This window comes from Chryseobacterium gallinarum, from assembly GCF_001021975.1.
GTDB lineage: Bacteria > Bacteroidota > Bacteroidia > Flavobacteriales > Weeksellaceae > Chryseobacterium > Chryseobacterium gallinarum.
Genome location: NZ_CP009928.1, coordinates 753,063 through 772,083 on the forward strand (window position 1 = coordinate 753,063; position 19,021 = coordinate 772,083).

Consider the following 19,021-nt stretch of genomic DNA (forward strand, 5'->3'; position numbering starts at 1 on the left):
TTTGTTAGTTTTCAGTTATGTTTCAGTTTTAAATACACTCCATTGGTCCAGCCAAATCCATCCTGATTAGGGTACTCCCCGCCACCTGCTATTGTTTCGGTGTCTAATGCGTTGTATTTTTCCATCAGTTTTCCGGTATTTTTGTAGACTCTTTCTACGTTCAGGCACCAGTTATTTTTGATTTTTTCTGCCAGCTCATCAAATCCATAATTTTTCATGGCTTTAAAACCCAGCCATTGATAAGGGGCCCAGGCGTTGGGTAAATCCCATTGCTGACCGGTTTTTTGGGTTGTTGTTACAAGGCCTCCCTGGTATAAAAATTTTTCGGAAATGACTTTTGCTACGGCTGCTGCCTGTTTTTCATCTGCAAGCTTCAGGAATAAAGGATAAAGAGCAGCAATATGTTCAGACGGGGTGTTTGTGTTTTTTTTGAGGTGATAATCTTTGTAATTCTCTGTTTTTTCATCCCAGAAGTATTTGTTGATCATCTGTCTGCGCTTTGCTGCTCTTTCAGTAAAATATTTTTCTTTTTCATGAAGACGTAAAAGAGCTGAAGATTTTGCCAAAGTGGTCTCTAAATGCCATAAAAGGCAATTCAGATCTACTTCCGCCAGATTCAGCGTTTCTATCGTCTGTATATTTTTTCCGTCTGCAAACCATCTGCTGGAAAAATCCCAGCCTGATTCACAGGCACTTCTTATATTTCTGTAAAACTCTTCTCCTGATGCATTTCCGCCATCTTCAATATCAATCAGGTAACTTTCAGGACGCGGGGTATTTTCAGCATCATAATACCGGTTCAAAAGATCTCCTTCTTTGGTTTTTACTACTCTTTTAATGCTTGCATCAGTGGTAAGCCATTCTTCTCCATTCATCCAGAAATCATATTCCTTCTCCATCGTATCATAATATCTGGTATAGATATTTTTGTCTTCTGTAGTTTCAGACAGCAGATCCAGCATCAAAGAAAAATAAGGGGGTTGTGAACGGCTTAAAAAATGAGTTCTGCTTGCATTAGGAACAAAGCCTATATTTTGGATCAGATAAGAACAGTTTTCCACAATATTTTCCATCATTTCTATTCTTCCTGAAACCTGTAATCCCAGCATGATAAAATAACTGTCCCAATAAAAAAACTCATTGAAACGTCCTCCCGGAACAATATAGGGTTTAGGTAATTTTAAAAGGGTTCCTTTTTCTTTGTAAGCCGTACGGGTCAGTTCATCCCATAGCTTCTCAATATGCTCTTCAATAGGAAGGTGATCCTGTTTCTGGATAAAAACTTTTGCTCCTAAAAAATCAAAATGGGCCATTACAAAATCTTTCAGGTCAAATCCTTCTGTCACTTTACTTTCTTCATATTTGGCATTGATTTCAGCAACCGGAAATAACGGGACGGCATCGGTCATCATTTTTTGATCTTCAAAGATTTCTGATCTTTGTACATCATCAAAAAGAGTTTGGATTTCGTTGATATAAAGTTGATTATTCATTTTATTTTTCAGGATTGATTTTTAATTTGTTCATGAAAATGGCTGATGTGATGAGTAATGAAAGAGGGATCAGCGAAAGGTAAAACGCCTGCTGCCCGCTAAATTCCTGAAACACAAAACCGGTAATAACAGAGCCTATGGTTCCTCCGATGGCAGAAAAAACAACAATCAATCCGGACATGGCGCTGTGTAAATATTTAGGGATTGAGGCCAGAATCACAGAATTGATACTGGGATAAATAGGGGCCAGCAAACCTCCCATCAAAGGAAATAAATACACAACCAAAGGGGCATTCAGCCAATTGGTATTGATGTCTATATGAATATTGTGAGTCAATGGTAAAACCAAAAGTAAACTAATAGCAAAGCCTGCCACACAAAAGGAAACCACATAGATCCAGCTGAATTTTTTGGAAAAAAAACCGGATAAGAATCTTCCCAATGCAAAAGCTCCTGCCAGCACAGCCCCGGCCTGAATACTCATTGAAGTCGGTAGTTTTAAAATTTCTTTGTAGAAGGTAGGTGTCCATGTCTGGAAACTTTGCTCTACCAGCACAAAAAGAAAAGCACATAACAGAAAGCAAAGTACTTTTTTATAACTGAACAGGCTTGCACTGTTTTTTAAATCTCCCAACAGATCAGTTTTCCCGCTTTTTGCTTCTTTTTCATTCAACCTGGAAAAGAATAAGAATAAAAATGACAATGTGGAAAGCGCTCCCAAAACCCAATATACATTTAACCAATGAGTAGATTTCGGATTATGGTCATCAATGTATAGGCTGAATAAAACATTTCCGGCTAAAACTCCGATCATGAAAAAGCCTTCCAAAAACCCCATAAAACTGGAATGTTCTTTATCCGTCCCTGTCACTAAACCAATCGAGGTAAATACTGAAATTTTAATCAGGGCAAAAGAAATTCCCACAATGGTAAATAATAGTTTGAAAAACCAAAAATCATTGGCAAATGGCATCACAAAGCACATACAGCTTACCAGCAGCAAAGCAATCAGCATGGAATTTTTAATGCCTATTTTAGGGAGAAATGAAGCAAGAATGAAAGAACATATGGCAATCGGAAGATCTTTAAATCCTTCCAATACACTTGCAGAAGATTTTGAAATTCCAAAATTCTGCTGTACCTGTAAAATAACCGTTCCTACAGAATTCAGAAGGATGGCGAAAACAAAATAATTTAAAAATAAAACTGCCTTTATATTGAAATTGTTCATTCAGAGTATTTCTTACCGGCTAAGATAGAGGCATTTGGCTTAACAATAATTTAACACAATAAATGAATCTTTGAACTATATTAATATAATTACTATTTTTAGTGAATAAATATGATTAACTAAATGAAAGTTACTTTTGAAAGGGTTATTCCTGATGAAAAAAGCTCTTTCCGTATGATCCATAACAACTCTCCCATTTCAGAATTTAAATGGGAATATCATTATCATCCTGAAATTGAGCTGGTATGCGTCATTTCTGGGAGCGGAACACGTCATGTAGGATACCATAAAAGTAATTATACGCATGGAGACCTGGTATTAATCGGCAGCAATATTCCCCACTCGGGATTCGGGCTCAATTCTATTGATCCGCATGAGGAAATCGTACTTCAGTTTAAAGAAGAAATCCTTCAGTTTCCCCAGCAAGAGGTAGAAGCAAGATCCATCAAAAATTTATTGGAGCTTTCAAAATTCGGGCTCCATTTTCACCACAAGGTAAAAAAAGCAATGCTTCCCAAACTAAAGCTTATGCTGGAAACGGAAGGATATAAAAGATATTTGCTCCTTCTTGAGATTCTTTTCGAACTGTCACAATGTAAAGATTATGAACTTCTGAATAAAGAAATTATGCCTTACACCATTATTTCAAAAAATAAAACCCGTCTTGAGAATATTTTCACCTATGTGGAGCATCATTATGATAAGGAAATTAATATTGAAGAGGTGGCCAGGCTGGCTAATCTTACTCTTCCTGCTTTTTGTAATTTTTTTAAAAAGGCTACACAAATCACTTTTACAGAATTTGTCAACCGCTACCGGATCAACAAAGCCTGTCTGCTGATGGCACAGGATAAAACCATTTCAGAGTGCAGTTATAGTTGTGGTTTCAATAATGTGACTTATTTCAACCGAATGTTTAAAAAGTATACAGGAAAAACACCATCAGAATTTATTAAAAACTATTCTGATGACAAGATAAATGTTGATTTGAAAATTGATAGTGAAGTTAAAAATAAAGCTAATTTTTAATGAATCCCATCTATAAAAGTAATTTTATGGAAAACCGTAAGGGTATGAAACTAACATAGATTATTTTCGAAAAAAATAATTTACTAACAATTTAAAATTACAATGATGGCAATTAGAATCACATGTATCAACAAAGACAATGGTTTTCATGAAAACCCAAACTTAGCAATTACTCATTTAGGATGGATTGGTGAAGATGGAAATACAGGTAAAAGCACAAGGTTAGAAATTTACAATTGGATCAAAAACAAAAAAGGAGAAGCTTATGTTGCTGACATCTACGGAAACAGAGCAAAAGTTATCACTGCTGAAACGTACAATGGTACTCAATATTTAAAAACTGAAGCTGATCATTCAACAAAAAACAATTTACTATCGCTTCCTGAATGTAATTAAACCTAATGTAAAAAGCTGTTCGCGAAGGAACAGCTTTATAATATTCATTGAAAATGAGAGAATGTAAAAATAATTTTAACTTTAACTCTCCGTTTTCAATGTAAAATTATTTCCATTTTATATTACATCCCATGCTTGGTCTCTGAATTTCTTCCTGAGGCTCACCTGCCAGAAGGTTTTCAAAAGCAATAATCAAATCTTCTCCGGTTACATCCTTATTGTTTCCGGGTCTTGAATCGTCCATCTGTCCCCTATAGATAAGGTCTAATTTATCATCAAAGAAATAAAAATCAGGGGTACAAGCTGCATCATATGCTTTTGCTATTGCCTGGCTTTCATCAAATAGGTATGGGAAATCAAATCTTCTTTCGATTTGAAATTCAATCATTTTTTCAGGAGAATCGGCCGGGTATTTTTCGATGTCATTGGAATTGATGGCAATGAACTCTATTCCTTTATCGTTATAATCTTCGTACAGTTCATTAATTTTATCAATCACGTGAAGAACAAACGGACAATGGTTGCACATGAAGATAACCAATGTTCCTTTTTCTCCTTTCAGTTCTTCCAACGACTGAAGTTCATTCATTTTTGACGGGTTAGGAAGCTCAAAAAAGGGAGCTTTTGTTCCCAGTGCCAACATATTAGAGGGGGTGTTCATATCCTATTTTCTTTGGTTACAAAGATAAAAATTTCTTTGGTTTTATATGGTAAGATGATATTAGTTATCCAATTATCAAAAAGCAACTATGATACGGCTTTCATTTTTTTATACTTCAGCTGTTTAATTTTCAATCCAGGCTCAATACTCCAAAATAGCTTCCCCACTCCTTTTCCCAGGCTCCAAACATTTACTTTTATCTTTTTATTACCTTTCATTAAATGTTAAAGTCTCAATATCATTTGGAAGATATCTTAAAAAGTTTGTAGTTTTGCTAACACCGTTAGTAAAAAATATCATGGGTCTACATGAACGCCGTCAAAGAGAAAAAGAATCCATCCGTGCAAATATTTTGCAGGCTGCCTTTTCTTTGGCTAAAACTGAGGGCTGGGGATCTCTTTCTATGCGTAAAATAGCAGACGCTATTGAATACAGCGCACCGGTAGTATATGATTATTTTGAAAATAAGGAAGCTATTTTATTTGAAATTTCTCTGGATGGCTTTCATAAATTACATATAGAATTATTAAAAGCTCAGCGGAAATATGATACTCCGGAAGAGCAACTTGTAGCTATTGTAGATGCGTACTGGAATTTCGCCTTTAAAAACAAGGAATATTACCAGTTGATGTTTGGATTGGGGATGCAATGCTGTGGAAAAGGCCAGATGAAAAAGGAATTTTCATCCTTCCAGGAACTGATTTATGAATGCACCTACGAGATCATTAAGAAAAACGGGTCTAATACAGATAATGCATGTCATATGTCCCACGCCCTGTTTTCTGCTGTACACGGTATGATTTCGATTATGATGATGCGTACTGCAGATATTCCTTCTACAATGAATAAAACGGCTTTGGATGAAACAGTTTCATCTTTTATTAAGTCTTTATAAATTTTTTTTGAACTAAAAATTAACAGCGTTAGGAAAATTAACACATGGTTAATTAAAATATTCAGTTAAAACAATTAAAATAAAAGCAGGTATGCACAACTTTTTTTACCAATTCAAAAGGTAAAGGTAAACATTTTTCTTTTATAAATTAACACCGTTAGGAAATATAACGCAGATACACCTTATCTTTTATACATATATCAACATTAAAAAAATGACTTCAATTATGAAAACTAGTGATTTGACCGGACATTAAAGATTTTATAATTTTTTTTGAACAAATTATTAACACTGTTAGGAAAAAAAACAGCATTTATTAGAAAGAAACATTACTTATCTCTAACACTTTATTAAAAAAATTAAACCAAAATGAAAATACCAGGAAAAACAAGGTTTATTGTACTTATTGCAAGTATAATTCTTTTACAAAGCTGCACCAAGGCTGCGGAAGGTTCCAATGCCGCGCCACCAGCTCCTGAACTTCCGGTTTATACCGTTATCACATCTCCTGCAACTACCTATCAGGAATTTCCTACTGCACTGGAAGGAAAAAACAATGTGGAAATCAGATCTCAGGTAGACGGATATCTGGATAAAATCTACGTAGAAGAAGGAGCGTATGTAAGAGCCGGACAGCCCTTATTTAAAATAGACTCAAGAAGCTATGGTGAACAGATGAATATGGCTCAGGCTAATCTTCAGGTTGCCAATGCCAATATTGAGAAAGCAAGAGTGGAAGTGGACAGGCTTCAGCCCTTAGTGTCTGCTAAAGTCGTTTCGGATGTGCAGCTTAAAACGGCAAAAGCCAATTATGCAGCAGCAGTTGCCGCCGCATCCCAGGCAAGAGCTTCTGTAGGAAATGCAAGGATCAATGTAGGGTTTACAACCATTACAGCTCCTGTAAGCGGATACATCGGAAGAATTCCTTATAAAAAAGGGAGCCTGATTTCCAGAACAGATCCTAATCCATTGACATTACTGTCTGATATCAGTGAAATTTATGCATATTTCTCTTTGAGTGAGCTTGACTTCATTGCTTTCCAGAATAAATATCCGGGAGCATCCTTAGAGGAAAAGCTGAAAAATATGCCAATGGTAGAGCTGGTAATCGCTGATAACAGTATTTATCCTGAAAAAGGAAAAATGAGCATTGTAGATGGACAGTTTGATAAAACCACCGGAGCGATCAGTGTACGTGCGGTTTTTCCTAATGCTCACGGAACTTTAAGAACCGGAAATACAGGAAGAGTACGTATGCCGCAGCTGATTTCCAATGCAGTGGTTATTCCACAGGAGTCTACCTTTGAAATTCAGGATAAAACCTATGTTTACGTCTTAGGAAAAGATCAGAAAGTAACAAGTAAACCGATTAAAATTTCAGGAAAAACGGACAGTTATTACTTTATTTCTGAAGGGCTGGCTCCGGGAGAGAAAATCGTTTACACCGGAATAGGAAATCTCAAAGACGGAGCATCTATCCGTCCCAAGACCATTTCTTCTGATAGTTTATTAAGAGCAAAACCTTTGTAATAGATTTTAATACACTATTTAAAAGCAGTCTGAACTTTAATTATTTCTTACCCTTAAGGTATTGGAAGGGATCAGCACCTGTTCGTTCAGTTCAGGTAAGTTTGTGAAAACTTCCCAGATGCTGATGGATTCGGATTCTAATGTTTAAAAAAGTTCAGACAACATAAAAAAATAAACTTCTTATGTTAAAACAATTTATAGAAAGACCGGTACTTTCAACGGTCATCTCCATAATCCTTCTATTATTGGGAGCACTGTCTCTCTTTAATCTGCCGATTGCTCTCTTCCCGGACATTGCTCCGCCGAGTGTACAGGTAACCGCTTTTTATCCGGGAGCTAATGCAGAGGTAGTGGCCCGTTCTGTGGCAACCCCTATTGAAGAAGCCGTGAACGGAGTTGAGAATATGACTTATATGACCTCCAACTCCAGTAATGACGGTACCATGACGCTAAGCGTATACTTCAAACAAGGATCTGATCCTGACAATGCTGCCGTTAATGTACAGAACCGTGTATCGAAGGCAATGAGCCAGCTTCCCCAGGAGGTGGTACAGGCAGGAATTTCAACACAGAAAGTCCAGAACAGTATGATTATGTTTATGGGTCTAACCAGCAATGATCCTAAACAATATGATGAACTGTTTTTACAGAATTACCTGAAAATTAACGTTATTCCTCAGATACAACGTATTCCCGGAGTAGCACAGGCCCAGGTATTCGGAACAAGAGATTACTCTATGAGAATCTGGTTAAAGCCCGACCGTCTGGCTGCCAATAACCTTTCTCCTCAGGAAGTTCTTAACGCTATCAAGGATCACAACCTTGAAGCAGCTCCTGGCCGTCTAGGGCAAGGAAGTAAGGAAACTTATGAGTATATTCTTAAATATAAAGGAAAACTAAACAAAGGTGAGGATTATGAGAATATAGCCATTAAAGCCAATAATGACGGTTCATTTTTAAGGTTAAAAGATGTGGCAAGGGTAGAATTCGGTTCTTATACGTATACTGCGACAAACAGGGTAGACGGAAAACCCGTTGCTGGTTTTGCCATTCTACAAACGGCAGGATCCAATGCGAATGAAATCCTTACTGAAATTGAAAAACAGGTGGATGTACTCTCTACTACCCTGCCTAAAGGCGTGGAACCTATTATCATGTATAACTCGAAAGATTTCCTGGATGCCTCCATTCATCAGGTGGTGGAAACGCTTGTTATTGCTTTCATTCTGGTATTCATTGTGGTATTTATTTTCCTTCAGGATTTCAGATCTACATTGATTCCGGCCATTGCGGTTCCGGTAGCTATTATCGGTACCTTCTTCTTCCTTCAGCTGTTTGGATTCAGCATTAATATGTTGACCTTATTTGCCCTGGTACTGGCAATTGGTATCGTGGTAGATGATGCCATTGTAGTCGTAGAAGCAGTTCATTCCAAGATGGAGCAAACGGGAATGCCTGTAGAACACGCTACCATGAATTCGATGAGTGAAATTTCCGGGGCGATCATTTCCATTACGCTGGTGATGTGTGCGGTATTCATTCCGGTAGGTTTTATGCAGGGACCTGCAGGAGTTTTCTACAGACAGTTTGCCTTTACACTGGCTATTGCCATTATGATTTCAGCCATTAATGCATTAACATTAAGCCCGGCTTTATGTGCCATTTTTCTGAATGATCCTCAGGGAGAACATGGTGAACACGGCCACAAAAAAGGTTTTGGAGCAAGATTTTTCAATGCATTTAATGCAAGCTTCAATAGCATGACCAAAAAATATATTTACAGCCTTAAGTTTTTAATTAAAAATAAATGGGTGGCTATTGGTGGTCTTGTTGTGATTACTGCGGCAAGTATTTTTATGATCAAAAAAGCCCCTTCAGGATTTATTCCTACAGAAGATCAGGGATTTGTATTGTATGCGGTAAACACTCCTCCGGGAAGCTCACTGGAAAGAACACACAGAGCGACAGAACAGATTGATAAAATTATTAATGGCGAAAAGGCAACCAACCACTTGTGGGTAGCGGACGGAATGAACTTCATCAGTAACGCCAACGCGTCTCCTTATTCTGCAGGTTTTATTAAGCTTAAAGATTATGATAAACGCGGTGAGATGAAAGATCCTGATCAAATCGCTGCAACGCTTACTGGAAAGGTAAGCCAGGTAAAAGATGCCAATGCATTCTTTTTCAACTTCCCTACTGTACAGGGATTCGGTAACGTTTCCGGTTTTGAATTCATGCTTCAGGATAAAACCAATGGCTCTTTTGAACAATTGGGTACCACCACCCAGGCATTCATCGGTGAATTGATGAAACGTCCGGAGATTGCGTTTGCCTTTACCACTTATGCTGCAGGAAATCCCCAATATACCATTGATGTAGATGCAGATAAAGCTAATCAGCTGGGAGTTTCTGTAACAGAACTGATGCAGACAATGCAGATTTATTACGGAAGTAGCTTTGTTTCAGATTTCAACAGGTTTGGTAAATATTACAGGGTAATGGCCCAGGCTGATATTCCTTATCGTACGGATATTAACTCCCTGGAAGGAATCTATGTAAAGAACAAATCCGGAGAGATGGTTCCCGCTAAAACACTGGTTACCTTAAAAAGAACTTTTGGACCTGAAACAGTGACCCGGAATAACCTGTTTAATGCCGTAACCATCAACGGAACTCCTAAACCGGGATATAGCACCGGGGATGCCATTAAAGCAGTAGAAGAAGTGGCCCAACAGTCCCTTCCGAGAGGTTATGGTTATGAATGGACAGGAATTACCCGCGAGGAAATCAAAACAGGCGGACAAACCGTGTTTATTTTCCTGTTGAGTATTTTGTTTGTATACTTCCTGCTGGCAGCTCAATATGAAAGTTATATCCTTCCGTTTGCCATTATTCTTACCATTCCGACAGGGATCTTTGGGGTATTTGCTTTCACAGGCCTGGCAGGAATAGATAACAATATCTATGTACAGGTCGGGTTGATTATGCTTGTTGGGTTATTGGCCAAAAATGCCATCCTGATTGTAGAATTTGCTGTTCAGAGGAGAAAAGCGGGAAAATCGTTAATTGAATCTGCCCTTCAGGCTTCAAGATTACGTTTAAGACCTATCCTGATGACTTCTTTTGCCTTTATCGTAGGGATGCTTCCATTGGTATGGACACAAGGTGCATCAGCAAAAGGGAATCATTCCATTGGATACAGTACTGTGGGAGGAATGCTTACAGGAGTATTATTCGGAATTTTCATTATTCCCGTAATGTATGTAATCTTCCAGTATCTGCATGAAAAAATGCCGAGCAGAAAAAAGAAAAGACTTCTGAAAAAACAAATGGAAGAAGAACTTTTAGCTTCTACTATTAATTAAATAAGAAAAAGAAATTTATATCCAAAAAACATAAAGATTTTAATAACACTTAAGTTATTTTTTACGCTAAAAGCTTGAACAAAAAAGTACACATAACTTTAGAAAATCACAGTTTTCTTATCCACAAACATCTGTGCAAATCTGTGTAATCTGTGGTTAAAGAATAAAAAAACAAAAAGCCACAAAACTTTGAATGTTACTTAGGTTAACTGTGGTTAAAATCTCAATTTTTTGCATAATTAAAGGTCTATCAAACAAAAACTATGAAAAGAGTAAAAAATATTATTATAACATTTGCACTGGCTATAGGTTCCGTTTCGTGTGTGTCAAAACTGGCATACACGGAACCTGAGCTTCCGCTTCCTGAAAAATTCCAGTATACGGCAACAGCAGATACAGCAAGTATTGCCAATCTGGAGTGGAAACAATTTTTCAGCGACCCTATTTTACAGGAGTTGATTGAAAAAGGAATCAGAAACAATTATGATCTTCAGATTGCTTTGAAACAAGTGGCTGCTTCCCAGGAAAAACTGAAGCAGGCCAAATATATGCAATATCCCGATGTAGGTTTCGGAGTTTCAGGACAGATTTCAAAACCTTCCAAAAACAGTATGAACGGGCAAAGTTTAAATATGTTTTTAGGGCAAAATCATGTTGAAGATTATAATGCTGCTTTCAACCTCTCCTGGGAAGCTGATATTTGGGGAAAGATTAAAAATCAGCAGGAAGTTTCAAGAATGCAGTATCTTCAGACTTATGAAGGTTCAAAGGCAGTTCAGACTCAGGTGGTGGCTGCAATTGCCCAGGGATATTATAATCTGTTGATGCTTGACAGACAATTAGCCATTGCCAAATCTAACCTTGAGCTGAGCAGCAATACACTACTGATCACACAAAAAATGTGGGAAAGCGGAGATACCACTTCCCTGGGGGTCCAACAAGCTTCTGCTCAAAAGCAGGCTACCGAGCTCCTGATTTCGCAATTGGAGCAGAATATTGCGATTCAGGAAAATGCATTAAGTATTTTAGTGGGTGAGACCCCTAACAAGATCAACAGGACAATTGAGATGTCCGACACTTCCCTACCCCGGAATATTTCTGCAGGACTTCCGGCAGCTATGGTCAGCAGAAGACCTGATGTACGTCAGCAAGAACTGGTCTTACTTGAATCAAATGCGATGGTAGGAATTGCCCAGGCCAATATGTATCCTGCTTTAAAGATTACGGCCAATGGAGGAGTCAATTCATTTAAATTTGACAACTGGTTCCAGATTCCCGCCTCATTATTCGGTTCGGTTTTAGGAGGAATCACACAACCTATTTTTCAAAAAAGACAGTTGAAAACGGATCTGGAGGTAGCCAAAATACAAAGAGAAAAAAATGTACTGGCTTTTCGCCAGTCTGTTTTAAATGCTGTAGGTGAAGTTTCTGATGCTTTGGTTTCTAATGAAAATCTGAAAATCCAGGAACAAAAAGCTTCCGAACAGGCAGCAACGCTGAAAGAAGGGATTAAAAGTGCCCAACTTCTTTACAAAGGAGGTTCAGCCAATTATCTGGAGGTGATTACCGCACAGGGAAATTCTCTTCAGGCGGAATTGAACCTTGCTTCCATTAAAAGACAGAGATTAAGCAGCATTGTAGATTTATACAGAGCACTGGGTGGCGGTTGGAAGTAGTAAATTAAATTATATTGTTTGAATGCGGTTCGTTTGGGCCGCATTTTTAATGTGATCATTATTTCGGAAGCTGTTCCGTAATCCATTGAATCAGCTCTTCAAAATCCTTTTGGGAATAGCCTAGCTGCAAATAGTGAATATCATTGGCCTTGCGATACCAGGTCAACTGACGCTTAGCATATCTGCGGCTGTTTTTTTTAATTTCGGAAACTGCGAAATCAAGATCCCATTCCCCTTCAAAATATTTAAATAGTTCGGAGTACCCTACCGTATTTAAAGCGGTTAGCCCTTTGAATTTTTCAAGACCTTTTACCTCATCCAATAATCCTTTTTCCATCATCATATCTACCCGGCGGTTGATCCTGTCATACAGTTCTTCTCTCGGGGCTTCAATTCCGATCCGGATTACATTAAAGTCCCTGCCATCCTGCGAAACAGCAATATGCTCAGAATATTTTTTATCCGTCTGCCAGATAATATCGATTGCCCTTAACAGCCTTCGGTGGTTATGAATATCCACTACACTATAATATTCGGGATCAAGTTCTTTCAGTATTTCCTGAAGTTTTTCAATTCCCTCTTCTTCCATGATTTTCTGAAGTTTTTCCTGATTTCCGGCATTAGCTTCAGGCAGATCATGCAGTCCTTCAATCACAGCTTTTTCGTACATCATGCTTCCCCCCACGAGAATAACTGTATCATGATTCTTGAAAAGTCCGTTGATTTTTTGCAGGGCATCTTCTTCGTATTGTCCGATAGAATAATATTCTTTTACAGAGAGATTTCCGATAAAATGATGAGGTGCTTCAGCCAGTTCTTCTTCAGAAGGTGCGGCTGTTCCTATTTTCATTTCTTTAAAAAACTGGCGGGAATCACAGGAAATAATTTCTGTATTGAAATGCTGAGCCAGATCAATTGCCAATCTCGTTTTACCAATCCCGGTGGGCCCTACTACTGAAATCAGGTTTTTCATCAGTTCACGTTCATTTTTTATCGGTCAGGTGTAATATTTACAGATTTCACAGTGCTAATTTAAATGTTTATCTTTGTAGAACAATAAAAAACTATGATTTTATCAATGACCGGCTTTGGTAGAGCCGAAAACGTTTTTGAAGGAAAAAAAATAACTATAGATATTAAATCATTGAACAGCAAGAGCTTTGATTTGAATATTAAAATTCCTTTACGTTATAAAGAGAAAGAATTTGAAATCAGAAAAATTCTTAACGATAGAATTATCCGTGGAAAGGTAGATTGCTATATCAATCTGGAGAATCTGGAAGAATCCACTGATGTAAAAATTAACAAGACCCTGATTGATTCATACATCAATGAGCTTCGGGCCATTGCCGCTGACGGTCCTGATTTCGAATATCTGAAAATGGCGGTAAGACTGCCTGATGCCATAACCTCAAGACCTGATGAACTGACGGAAGGCGAATGGGAAATGCTGGCTTCCATAGTGAATACGGCTATTGATCGCTTTGAGGAATTCAGAAGAACCGAAGGAAGTATCCTTCATGAGGAACTGAACAGAAACATTCAGAATATTGATAAATATCTGGGAGAGGTAATTCCTTTTGAAGAAGAAAGGATCATCAGTGTGAAAGAACGCTATCAAAAGTCCCTGAAGGAATTTGAAAATGTTGATGAAACCCGTTTTTACCAGGAAATGGCTTACTTTACGGAAAAACTTGACATTTCAGAAGAAAAGGTAAGACTTGCCCAACATTTAAAATACTATAAAGAAGTAATGGACAATGAATCTTTCAATGGTAAAAAGCTGGGCTTCATTTCTCAGGAGATCGGAAGGGAAATTAATACTTTAGGTTCCAAGGCCAATCATGCAGAGATCCAGAAGCTGGTAGTAATGATGAAAGATGATCTGGAAAAAATTAAAGAGCAAACATTAAACGTATTATAGCCCATAGACCTCAGGATAAGAGATCCTTCCTGGCTCTTTTATCTGAAAATCTCTAATCTAAATGGATAAAGTAATTATATTTTCAGCGCCGTCAGGGAGCGGAAAAACGACATTGGTAAAACATTCTCTGGAAACATTTCCTGAACTTGCTTTTTCAATTTCCTGTACAACAAGACAGCCAAGAGGAAATGAAGTGCATGCAGTAGATTATCATTTTTTAACACCCGAACAATTCAGACAAAAAATTTCAGAAGGTGCTTTTGTAGAATATGAAGAAGTGTATACTGACAAATACTACGGTACTTTAAAATCTGAAGTAGAAAAAATCTGGAGTCAGGGAAAAGTTGTTATTTTTGATGTTGATGTAAAAGGAGGAATTTCTTTGAAAAAATATTTTGGTGAAAAGGCCTTGTCCATTTTTATAGAGCCGCCTTCCATCGAAGAATTGGAACGAAGATTGATTTCAAGAAATACAGATGATGCGGAAACCATTAAAACCCGTGTAGAGAAAGCAGAAGAAGAAATGTCTTATGCGGGAGAGTTTGACAAGGTTGTTATTAATACAGATCTTGATGTAGCCAAAAAAGAAATAGAAAGTTTAATAAAAAATTTTATCAGTAACTAACGGCTGGAAGATGGAAGCCGGAAGATGAAAGTAATAAATACTCTCAAAATCTAACTTCTGATCTCTAACCTCTAACTGATCATAAAAAATTGAGGTTGATATGAGTACCGAAACATTAGAAAAAGCTAAATCTGCCATTCCTGTAAAAGGATTTCTGGATATCAAAGATATTGCAATTCCTCAAGGGGAAGAACTGGTGAAAGCCATTCTGAAACTTAAAGAAGAAAAGAATGCTGTCATTCTTGCCCATTATTATCAGCCGGGAGAAATCCAGGACATCGCTGATTTCCTTGGTGATTCTTTACAACTGGCAAGACAGGCTAAAGAAACGAACGCAGATATGATTGTATTCTGTGGCGTTCACTTTATGGCAGAAGCTGCCAAAATCCTGAATCCAACTAAAAAAGTAGTTCTTCCGGATACGATGGCCGGATGCTCCCTGGCAGACGGATGCTCCGGAGAAGGATTAAGGAAAATGCGTGAGCAATATCCCAACGCTTTAGTAGCTACCTACATCAACTGTAATGCTGAAACTAAAGCTGAAAGTGACATCATTGTAACCAGTTCAAATGCTGAAACAGTGATTGAAGCACTACCTAAAGACAGACCAATCATTTTTGCACCGGATAAAAACTTAGGAAGGTATTTATCAAAAAAAACCGGACGTGATATGATCTTATGGGACGGAAGCTGTATAGTACACGAAGCATTTTCAATGGAGAGAATTGCCAAACAATTGGCTGATAACCCTGATGCCAAACTGATTGCACATCCTGAAAGTGAAGAAGCAGTCTTGAAACTGGCCCACTTTATCGGTTCCACATCTGCTTTGTTGAACTATGTGGAAAAAGATGATTGTCAGAAATTCATTATCGCAACAGAAGAAGGGATTCTGCATGAAATGAAAAAACGGGCTCCACACAAAGAATTAATTCCGGCACTGGTTTTTGATGAAAGCTGTAACTGCTCAGAGTGTTTTTATATGAAACGCAATACCATGGAAAAATTGTATTTATGTATGAAATATGAGCTTCCTGAAATCCTTATTGATGAAGATTTAAGATTAAAAGCATTGAAACCGATTGAAGCCATGCTTGATCTTTCAAAAAGCATAAAATAGACAAAAAGCACTGCTTGACAGTGCTTTTTTATTTTGATTCATGATTAAAGTAAAGGAGCATAACAAGTGCCTCCCGGTTTTCTCCAGCATCCCCAGGCTCCTCCTCCACGGAAACATACATAAGCTGCACCACCGCATGCTTCAATCTGAATATCAGTGAATCCACCATTAATATTCATCTTTTCTTCTCTCGAAAGCTTTTTAAAATTTTTCATAATAATAGAATTAGATAAGTATTTTTTTTATATTCAAAAATGAACTTCTCTTTATTCAAAACAAAGCTTTAATTAACAGGTGTAGCTGTTTTGTTAATAAGTGTATTATTTTAGAAGCCTTATGTAATCATACCATTTAATAGGAAATAGAACTCTGCGCTTCCTTCAAACCAACTTCCGCCATCAGCTGGCATATTCTATCGCTGTCAGGTATGGATTCTTATGATAATAAACCTCCAATACATCTACTTGTTTCTCCATTTGCCGGGTAATCTTCTGAACCGATTCTTCCGTTTCCCTGATAATGATAACAAACTTTTTTACTTTTTCTATTTCACTGGGTCCTACATGAAAAGTCACCATGGAAATTCTTCTTCTTGAAAAAATAGCGTTGATCCTGCCGATCAAACCTAAATAATCTTCTGTATATGCCGTTATGGTATATTCTTTATGTTCTGTTCTCATTTTTTTCTTTTTTGTTTTAAACTTTATGCTGTAATACAATTTCCGAAACACTTTTCCCCTGGGGAATCATTGGAAACACATTGTGCTCTTTTCCTGTCATTACCTCCAGAAGAAAAGCTCCCTTATGATCAAGCATCTCATGAAGCGCCTCTTTCAGCTCTTCCCTCTGAGCTACTTTCCTTCCCTGAATTTCATATCCCTTTGCTACCTGAACAAAATCCGGACTCTGGATATCAACAGACGAATATCTTTCTTCATGAAACAGCTCCTGCCATTGCCTTACCATTCCCAGGTAACCATTATTAAGAATTAAAATTTTCACATCAGAATGGTACTGCATAATGGTTCCCAACTCCTGGATATTCATCTGCGCTCCTCCATCTCCCATTACTGCGATAACGGGGCGCTTGTTTACAGCATAGGCAGCTCCTATGGCAGCCGGAAGGCAAAATCCCATCGTTCCCAATCCCCCACTGGTAATATTAGTCCGGGGATGATTAAACCGGGAATATCTGCAGGTGATCATCTGATGCTGTCCTACATCGGTTACAATAATAGCCTCACCGGCTGTTATCTCATTAAGATACCGGATGACTTCTCCCATGGTAATCTCTCCCTCCAACGGATATAACTCTTTATTAATCAAGGTTGTACTTTCAATTTCAAAACACTCTTTAAATTTTTGATGCCAGGACCTGTATTGTTTTTCCTGTATCAGAAGAGTAAGCAGAGGTAATGTTTCCTTACAATTCCCAAGGACAGGCACATCTGCCTTTACATTCTTATTGATCTCAGCCTTATCAATATCCAGGTGAATAATTTTTGCCTGTTTAGCATATTCATCCAACCTTCCCGTAACACGGTCATCGAAACGCATTCCCACTGCAATCAGGACATCGCATTCATTGGTAAGGACATTGGGACCATAATTTCCGTGCATCCCTACCATCCCAACCGCCTGTGGATGATCCGTAGGGATTACCCCCATTCCCAATACCGTCCAGGCAACGGGAATCCCTGATTTTTCAGCAAATTCTAAAAATTCCTGTTCTGCTTTTCCCAGCATAATTCCCTGCCCGGCAATAATGAATGGTTTTTCCGCCCGGTTAATCATCTCAGCTGCCTGGCTGATTCTTTCCATATCCGGAACAGGATCCGGCTTATAGCTTCTCAGTGTATGGCAGGGTTTATAGCCGTGATACAAAATATGTTGCAGCTGGGCATTTTTGGTAACATCAATCAATACCGGACCCGGACGTCCGGATTTTGCTATATAAAATGCTTTGGCTAAAACTTCAGGTAGCTCATGGGCATCTGCTACCTGGTAATTCCATTTGGTTACGGGACTTGTAATATTCATCACATCAATTTCCTGAAAGGCATCAGTTCCCAGCAGGTGTTCAAAAACCTGGCCTGTGATGCATACCAGAGGGGTATTATCCAGTAAAGCATCTGCCAGTCCTGTTACAAGGTTTGTTGCTCCGGGTCCGCTGGTTGCCAGTACAACGCCCACTTCTCCCGATGCTCTTGCCAATCCCTGTGCTGCATGTACTGCTGCCTGCTCATGGCGTACCAGGATATGTTCAAGCTTTCCCTGGTAATCATAAAGGGCATCATAAATAGGGATAATGGCACCTCCGGGATATCCGAAAACCGTTTTAACCCCTTCCTGCAGGAAGGATTCAAGGATGATCCTACTCCCGCTGGTTTCTGTTTTTGTAGATAGATTTAAATTCTTCATGGTGTGTTTGTAAGATTATTCTGTTATACGGTTTTGGTGACCGATAACATGCAAGTTATTAGATAAGAGTATTTCGCACTTCTTCGTCAAAGGAATTATGCTTTGCCGGAGGAATACGTAGCCTGTATAAGAAATATACGATCTGAGTCAGTATAACTGAAAGGAATGTATTGGTCAGTATTTATAATACATTCTAAAAGGAGTTTGGGGAATGAGGGAATTTATCATAATTTGTTTATTTGGTATGGTAAAGCTATAAAAAACAATTTAATTCACCAAAAAATGATATCATTTTTTATAAAAATCATATTACTTACACAATTATGACACAATCTTCAATAATAATAAATATTTATTGTTATTTATTTACAATTTCAAGCAAAGAGTATTCAAAAAAAAACTGCGGAAATTCCGCAGTTTTTCAATTTTACATTTCACGTTCTGCAGAACATGCTATATCCACTAAAACCATTAGTTTACAACATTGCGGCAAAAGATAATAATCTTCGCATGACCGTGGCTGTCCCGGACCATAAGGTCCTGCAGGACAATATTCATAACATGTACCTATTCCTCCACCCAATGATGTTAATTTGTTTCTGTTTAGCTTTTTTAAATTTTTCATGGTATTTTTTTTTATAATTACTATTAT

Annotated in this window: 17 protein-coding genes; 9 read left to right on the forward strand and 8 right to left on the reverse strand. The window is 37.8% G+C overall.

All coding sequences use genetic code 11. The features are described 5' to 3' along the window. Positions 1-11: 11 nt before the first annotated feature. Together OK18_RS03470 and OK18_RS03475 are read right to left on the reverse strand one after the other, a co-directional pair. Positions 12-1,493 carry a trehalase family glycosidase gene (locus OK18_RS03470; RefSeq protein WP_053327091.1) on the reverse strand — a complete coding sequence of 494 codons (1,482 nt, stop codon included), beginning with the start codon at positions 1,491-1,493 and terminating at the stop codon, positions 12-14. A gap of 1 nt (position 1,494) precedes the next feature. After that, positions 1,495-2,724 (reverse strand): MFS transporter, encoded by a 1,230-nt coding sequence (locus OK18_RS03475; protein WP_053327092.1) that lies wholly within the window; start codon positions 2,722-2,724, stop codon positions 1,495-1,497. A gap of 123 nt (positions 2,725-2,847) precedes the next feature. Between OK18_RS03475 and OK18_RS03480 the strand changes: the two genes are divergently transcribed. Both OK18_RS03480 and OK18_RS03485 read left to right on the forward strand, forming a co-directional pair. Next, positions 2,848-3,753, forward strand: coding sequence for an AraC family transcriptional regulator (locus OK18_RS03480; protein ID WP_053327093.1), 906 nt, complete (start codon positions 2,848-2,850; stop codon positions 3,751-3,753). Positions 3,754-3,855: 102 nt separating this feature from the next. Further along, entirely contained in the window at positions 3,856-4,149 is a 294-nt protein-coding gene (locus OK18_RS03485) for a DUF3892 domain-containing protein (RefSeq protein ID WP_053327094.1), read from the forward strand. A gap of 106 nt (positions 4,150-4,255) precedes the next feature. Here OK18_RS03485 and OK18_RS03490 read toward each other — a convergent pair whose 3' ends face one another. Continuing rightward, the gene (locus OK18_RS03490; protein WP_050019828.1) at positions 4,256-4,810 is read right to left on the reverse strand and encodes a thioredoxin family protein; all 555 of its coding nucleotides are present in this window, start codon (positions 4,808-4,810) and stop codon (positions 4,256-4,258) included. A gap of 298 nt (positions 4,811-5,108) precedes the next feature. On the opposite strand from OK18_RS03490, the gene OK18_RS03495 reads away from it, so the two are divergent. From OK18_RS03495 to OK18_RS03510, 4 genes are all read left to right on the forward strand, one after another. After that, entirely contained in the window at positions 5,109-5,705 is a 597-nt protein-coding gene (locus tag OK18_RS03495; RefSeq protein WP_050019827.1) for a TetR/AcrR family transcriptional regulator, read from the forward strand. A gap of 369 nt (positions 5,706-6,074) precedes the next feature. Further along, complete coding sequence (locus OK18_RS03500; RefSeq protein WP_050019826.1) at positions 6,075-7,235, forward strand: efflux RND transporter periplasmic adaptor subunit; 1,161 nt, start codon at positions 6,075-6,077, stop codon at positions 7,233-7,235. Positions 7,236-7,417: 182 nt separating this feature from the next. Next, positions 7,418-10,603 (forward strand): efflux RND transporter permease subunit, encoded by a 3,186-nt coding sequence (locus tag OK18_RS03505; RefSeq protein ID WP_053327095.1) that lies wholly within the window; start codon positions 7,418-7,420, stop codon positions 10,601-10,603. 263 nt (positions 10,604-10,866) lie between these two features. Next, the gene (locus OK18_RS03510; protein WP_053327096.1) at positions 10,867-12,279 is read left to right on the forward strand and encodes an efflux transporter outer membrane subunit; all 1,413 of its coding nucleotides are present in this window, start codon (positions 10,867-10,869) and stop codon (positions 12,277-12,279) included. A 58-nt stretch (positions 12,280-12,337) separates the two neighbouring features. Here the strand turns inward: OK18_RS03510 and miaA are convergent, their stop codons facing one another. Further along, positions 12,338-13,252, reverse strand: a complete 915-nt coding sequence (gene miaA, locus OK18_RS03515) for a tRNA (adenosine(37)-N6)-dimethylallyltransferase MiaA (protein WP_053327097.1) — start codon at positions 13,250-13,252, stop codon at positions 12,338-12,340. 93 nt (positions 13,253-13,345) lie between these two features. Between miaA and OK18_RS03520 the strand changes: the two genes are divergently transcribed. The 3 genes from OK18_RS03520 to nadA all read left to right on the forward strand — a co-directional run bounded on the left by OK18_RS03520 (position 13,346) and on the right by nadA (position 15,948). After that, on the forward strand, positions 13,346-14,203 hold the full coding sequence (locus OK18_RS03520) for a YicC family protein (protein ID WP_053327098.1): 858 nt from the start codon (positions 13,346-13,348) through the stop codon (positions 14,201-14,203). 61 nt (positions 14,204-14,264) lie between these two features. Continuing rightward, on the forward strand, positions 14,265-14,828 hold the full coding sequence (gene gmk / locus OK18_RS03525) for a guanylate kinase (protein ID WP_053327099.1): 564 nt from the start codon (positions 14,265-14,267) through the stop codon (positions 14,826-14,828). Between the two features lie 100 nt (positions 14,829-14,928). After that, positions 14,929-15,948, forward strand: a complete 1,020-nt coding sequence (nadA, locus tag OK18_RS03530) for a quinolinate synthase NadA (RefSeq protein WP_053327100.1) — start codon at positions 14,929-14,931, stop codon at positions 15,946-15,948. A gap of 44 nt (positions 15,949-15,992) precedes the next feature. Here the strand turns inward: nadA and OK18_RS21055 are convergent, their stop codons facing one another. From OK18_RS21055 to OK18_RS21060, 4 genes are all read right to left on the reverse strand, one after another. Continuing rightward, positions 15,993-16,163 carry a bacteriocin-like protein gene (locus tag OK18_RS21055; RefSeq protein ID WP_156173216.1) on the reverse strand — a complete coding sequence of 57 codons (171 nt, stop codon included), beginning with the start codon at positions 16,161-16,163 and terminating at the stop codon, positions 15,993-15,995. 183 nt (positions 16,164-16,346) lie between these two features. Continuing rightward, entirely contained in the window at positions 16,347-16,628 is a 282-nt protein-coding gene (locus tag OK18_RS03535) for an ACT domain-containing protein (RefSeq protein WP_053327101.1), read from the reverse strand. A gap of 16 nt (positions 16,629-16,644) precedes the next feature. Then, positions 16,645-18,369, reverse strand: coding sequence for a biosynthetic-type acetolactate synthase large subunit (gene ilvB / locus OK18_RS03540; protein ID WP_053327102.1), 1,725 nt, complete (start codon positions 18,367-18,369; stop codon positions 16,645-16,647). Between the two features lie 427 nt (positions 18,370-18,796). After that, a complete protein-coding gene (locus tag OK18_RS21060; RefSeq protein ID WP_156173217.1) occupies positions 18,797-18,994 on the reverse strand; it encodes a hypothetical protein in 198 nt (65 codons plus the stop codon). Positions 18,995-19,021: the final 27 nt, after the last annotated feature.

Bases quoted from the DNA above. Each gene is read 5' to 3' on its own strand.
- OK18_RS03470 (WP_053327091.1), bottom strand. From the start codon at position 1,493: ATGAATAATCAACTTTATATCAACGAAATCCAAACTCTTTTTGATGAT.
- OK18_RS03475 (WP_053327092.1), bottom strand. From the start codon at position 2,724: ATGAACAATTTCAATATAAAGGCAGTTTTATTTTTAAATTATTTTGTT.
- OK18_RS03480 (WP_053327093.1), top strand. From the start codon at position 2,848: ATGAAAGTTACTTTTGAAAGGGTTATTCCTGATGAAAAAAGCTCTTTC.
- OK18_RS03485 (WP_053327094.1), top strand. From the start codon at position 3,856: ATGATGGCAATTAGAATCACATGTATCAACAAAGACAATGGTTTTCAT.
- OK18_RS03490 (WP_050019828.1), bottom strand. From the start codon at position 4,810: ATGAACACCCCCTCTAATATGTTGGCACTGGGAACAAAAGCTCCCTTT.
- OK18_RS03495 (WP_050019827.1), top strand. From the start codon at position 5,109: ATGGGTCTACATGAACGCCGTCAAAGAGAAAAAGAATCCATCCGTGCA.
- OK18_RS03500 (WP_050019826.1), top strand. From the start codon at position 6,075: ATGAAAATACCAGGAAAAACAAGGTTTATTGTACTTATTGCAAGTATA.
- OK18_RS03505 (WP_053327095.1), top strand. From the start codon at position 7,418: ATGTTAAAACAATTTATAGAAAGACCGGTACTTTCAACGGTCATCTCC.
- OK18_RS03510 (WP_053327096.1), top strand. From the start codon at position 10,867: ATGAAAAGAGTAAAAAATATTATTATAACATTTGCACTGGCTATAGGT.
- miaA (WP_053327097.1), bottom strand. From the start codon at position 13,252: ATGAAAAACCTGATTTCAGTAGTAGGGCCCACCGGGATTGGTAAAACG.
- OK18_RS03520 (WP_053327098.1), top strand. From the start codon at position 13,346: ATGATTTTATCAATGACCGGCTTTGGTAGAGCCGAAAACGTTTTTGAA.
- gmk (WP_053327099.1), top strand. From the start codon at position 14,265: ATGGATAAAGTAATTATATTTTCAGCGCCGTCAGGGAGCGGAAAAACG.
- nadA (WP_053327100.1), top strand. From the start codon at position 14,929: ATGAGTACCGAAACATTAGAAAAAGCTAAATCTGCCATTCCTGTAAAA.
- OK18_RS21055 (WP_156173216.1), bottom strand. From the start codon at position 16,163: ATGAAAAATTTTAAAAAGCTTTCGAGAGAAGAAAAGATGAATATTAAT.
- OK18_RS03535 (WP_053327101.1), bottom strand. From the start codon at position 16,628: ATGAGAACAGAACATAAAGAATATACCATAACGGCATATACAGAAGAT.
- ilvB (WP_053327102.1), bottom strand. From the start codon at position 18,369: ATGAAGAATTTAAATCTATCTACAAAAACAGAAACCAGCGGGAGTAGG.
- OK18_RS21060 (WP_156173217.1), bottom strand. From the start codon at position 18,994: ATGAAAAATTTAAAAAAGCTAAACAGAAACAAATTAACATCATTGGGT.